This window comes from Bacillus sp. 220_BSPC, from assembly GCF_001054655.1.
GTDB lineage: Bacteria > Bacillota > Bacilli > Bacillales > DSM-1321 > Peribacillus > Peribacillus frigoritolerans.
The window spans coordinates 1-4281 of sequence record NZ_JVPL01000283.1; the positions used below are offsets into that span (position 1 = coordinate 1).

The following is a 4281-nucleotide window of genomic DNA, read 5'->3' on the forward strand; positions in this document are numbered from 1 at the left end:
TCCAATCAACTTTGTTTTAACTTTTAGATAGAACACTTTTGCCTAGAGTCGTTTTTGTTTTAAAATAGAAGTATTAAAACTTGAGGTGATGAGGATTCTATCTAAACATGATTCTATTCAGCCTTTCATTTATGACTACTGAACACGTTTTCGTGGATTCCACACATGTGAAAGCCAGTGCGGATAAAAGAAATTTGAAAAGAAAATCGTTCTTAAAGAAACACCAGCGATTACAAGCTACCTATTTAACAAAGAAATCATACGGGCTTTACCTTATACACGTCCTAGCACAAAAGAAGGATTCTTCCGCAAACAGGACTATGTATACGATGAATACTTTGATTGTTACCTTTGCCCTTCGGGAGAGCTATCAAAGTAGTCAACAACAAATAAAGAGGTATCGCGAGTATAAATCCCCAAAACACATCTGTGCAACATGCTCATTTTTATCTCGGTGTACAGAAAGCAAAGACTGTCAAAAAGTGGTGACACGGCATATCTGGCATACATATGTGGAAGAAGCAGATCATCTGCGACATCATCAAGTTGTAAAACCTATATATGCGAAGCGTAAAGAAAAGATTGAGCGTGTATCGCAGATGCAAAAGAAAAGCATGGTATGCGCCGTACTCCTTTAAGGGGACTTGAAAAATTGTCGATGCAGGCGATGCTTACCTTTCGCTGCCATTAATTTAAAGAAGATGGCCAATTCAATTGGACAGGGCAAGGTCCAAAAATGGCCTAACATAGTGGGCTCTTAGAGCCCCAATCTCTGAATATTAGGGGAAAATTCAAAAGGAATTTCAAAAAGGGGTTAGGAATTTTTTAATTCCTAACCCCTTTTGTCTACAAACTAAAAACTGCCAGCGGCAGCTTATTTTGAATTTTCTTCATTTCTTTTTTGTATCTTTCGTAAATCTTCGACACGGTCAGGAGATTCTTCAAAGAATTCAACCAGGTCTCCAATCCTATCGATGGCATTCCAACTAAGGTGGTGTTCAATCCCCTCTACATCCTGATAAATATTTTCTTCCTTGACCCCAATCAACCTTAGCATCTGTTCTAAAAGTTCATGGCGGTAAACGAGCCTTTTACCAACTTTTTTCCCATTTGCAGTTAAGACGAGACCCCGGTACTTTTCATATATCAAGTATTTTTCCTGATCAAGTTTTTGAACCATTTTTGTAACAGAAGATGGGTGGACGGAAAGATTTTCAGCAATATCGGAAACTCTTGCATATCCTTTTTCTTCAATAAGTAAATAAATTTGTTCTATGTAATCCTCCATGCTCGGTGTAGGCATTCGGAATCCTCCCATTCAAACGCATATCTAAAAATTTTACTATATATACGACCCCGAAACAAGAAGTTATAAGTCTCAGGGCGCCTTTAATGCAGTCTTTCCTCAAGTTTGCTTGACGTTTTGTTCTGTCGGGAATGTAAAACTGATCTTCTTTTCAGAGTCGGACCAAGATAAAATGGCATCAAAGGTCTTTTCCCCTTTCTTAAAACCGCTTATCAAATCCGTTTCACCGCTCGCCAACAGCTTTTTTATATTTGCTTGACTAATTTTCTTATCAAGGATTTTTTTGGATATTGTGAAGTTACACTTTGTTTTTTGATAACTTACACATCCATAGAATTCCCCTTTATCGACAATCTTAGAACCGCATAGTTTACAGCTGCCTACAGATGCGGAACTTCTCTTTTTAGGGCCGCTCCGTTGAATCGACTCGGTATCCAGCCCTTGAAAATCCCAGCTTTCCGATGATTCCACGGCATCACTGATAATTTTTGCTGACATCTTTTTAACAGCTTCCATAAAGCCTCCAGCTGAAGCCTTTCCTTCACCAATTTCCCTTAATCGCTGTTCCCATTTGGCTGTCATCTCGGGTGAAGCCAGGATTTTCTCCCCGATTGCAGTAATCAGCACTTTCCCTTTATCTGTCGCAAACACCTGGTTTTTTTTCACATTGATGTATTTACGGTCTTTGAGCATGGTAATGATTCCAGCCCGAGTTGCTTCGGTTCCGAGACCCTCGGTTTTCATCAGTACTTTTTCCAACTCTTCATTATCCAGATGCTTTCCGGCAGTTTTCATCAAAGTGATCAGCTGACCCTCTGTATAACGCTTAGGGGGCTGGGTTTTTCCTTCTTTCACCTTTATATTGGCGACCTTTCCAGAATCCCCTTTTGAAACGGACGGCAAAATGATATCATCATCATCCTTGTCATTATTTTGAAAAATCACTTTGCGCCATCCCTCTTGAATCTGCTGCTTGCCTTTAGAAATGAATTCGGCCCGCTTATCGACGAGCGTTTTAATGGTAGTGTAATCGAAAATGGCCTTCTCATAATGGGCCGCAATCAACCTGCGAACAACCAAGTCATATATATTCCGTTCTTCAGCGGAAAGCCGCTTTGGGTCGGTTACCTGCTCCGTTGGAATAATGGCATAGTGATCAGTCACCTTCTTTTCATTTACAAACCGTTTATTATTCATGATGTTCGGTTGTGGCAAAGGAAACAGGGATTCATATTCTGAAAATCCGCTTAGTTTTTGCAAAATATCGGGAAATGTTTCGGCTTCCCCCTCCGTCACATAATTGGAATCTGAACGTGGATAAGAAACGATCCCTTTTTGATATAAACTTTGCACGATATCAAGCGTCTGTTTCGGTGAATATTTATAAATCTTGTTCACTGTCGCTTGCAATGACGATAGATTAAATAACAAAGGCGGCTGAAATTCTTTCCTTTCAGTATCCATTTCCGCTATTTCAGCTTCCTTACCCTTACAAAAGGCGGCAATTTTATCAGCCATTTCTTTTGTCTTGATTCTCGGGTCATTGTTCAGCTGCCATTTCCCCTGATATTTCTTACCGTCCATCTTGAAATCTGCGAACACCTCCCAGAACGGTTCAGACTTGAATTGCTCAATTTCCATTTCCCGCTTTACTATCAAAGCAAGAGTCGGTGTCTGAACCCTTCCAGCTGAAAACACATCCGAAACGCCCCTTTGTTTCAACAAAATACTATACGCTCTCGACGCATTCATTCCCACAACCCAGTCCGCGCAAGCTCTCGTATACGCTTCATAATAAAGCGGCCTGGTTTTTTCTTCGCTCTTCAAATTTTGAAATCCCTCATAAATCGCTTTCGGGGTCAAAGAGGAAATCCATAAACGTTTCATCGGTTTATTGACATTGCATAAATTAACGATGTTGCGTACAATCAACTCTCCTTCACGCCCGGCATCACCTGCATGAATGATTTCATCGACTTCCGGTTTCCTAAGCAAAGTCTTCACAACATTGAATTGCTTTGCCTTTTGTCGGGTCACTTCATATTGAAATTTCTCAGGAATCATCGGCAACGTTTCCATCGACCATTTTTTCCATTTTGAATGATAGGTTTCCGGCGAAACAAGTTGACATAAATGTCCGACGGCCCAAGTTACATAAGCTCCATCGGGGAAAAGTTCATTCGGCATGATTTCTATATAGCCTTGCTGTTTTTTCGTTTTAAATTGAGCCGCTAGCGTTGAACCTTGATCTGGTTTCTCCGCAATGATTAGCTTCATGATCATCTTCACCTAATCCGTTACAAAATATCTTTCCCCTATCATTATACCTTAATTATCACAATCGGCTAGATATGACTTCGTTTTTACCGGACTGATAGTAGAAAGCATGAAATGATTGCTTTACTTTGGTGTAGAGTAAGGTTTTCAGGGAGATAAAAAAACACCTAATATTGGAAGTTCAATAGATGAAAACTTCGCATTTGGGTGAATCGGAGTAAGTATATACAAATAGTACAATATTATATGTGTGGTTCAATACTTTTCACTATTTAGATGTAGAAATTGAATTTTTTGATATTATTAATACCAAAGCTAAAGGAATTGGATCTTCATTAAGCAGATATTTAAAGAGAAACAACGATAACCTTAGTTGGATTGAAACTCAACTTATTATTATTATTTCAGAGAACTATAATTTCTCATGTAATCAATTGAACAAGACTGAAATTTCTAAGTGTTTAACCAATATTCAAAACATTAATTGGTAAGTGAGGGAGTTTAAAATATTTGAAAGGAGTAAGTGGCTCTAATCTATTAGCGGCTGATTTAATTACCTCATTTAAAAATTAACTGATTTAGGAAAGGGTTGGTTTGATATGGAATACCATGAATGAACTATAGGCCCGCCTGAAGGCAATAAGAACACTTGTCCCATATCCGTTCCCGTTATCCAGATCTGATCATAGAGGGGCACG

Annotated in this window: 2 protein-coding genes and 1 pseudogene; 1 reads left to right on the forward strand and 2 read right to left on the reverse strand. The window is 39.1% G+C overall.

What is annotated here, in order from left to right:
• Window positions 1–217: 217 nt before the first annotated feature.
• Window positions 218–745 (forward strand): annotated as a pseudogene (locus ADA55_RS29655) (transposase); the annotation flags it as partial.
• Between the two features lie 129 nt (window positions 746–874).
• On the opposite strand, the gene mntR reads toward ADA55_RS29655, so the two are convergent.
• Window positions 875–1303 (reverse strand): transcriptional regulator MntR, encoded by a 429-nt coding sequence (gene mntR / locus ADA55_RS22395; RefSeq protein ID WP_048687667.1) that lies wholly within the window; start codon window positions 1301–1303, stop codon window positions 875–877.
• A 102-nt stretch (window positions 1304–1405) separates the two neighbouring features.
• Window positions 1406–3583: a DNA topoisomerase III gene (locus ADA55_RS22400; protein ID WP_048687668.1), complete on the reverse strand. Its 2178-nt coding sequence runs from the start codon at window positions 3581–3583 to the stop codon at window positions 1406–1408.
• Window positions 3584–4281 lie beyond the last annotated feature (698 nt).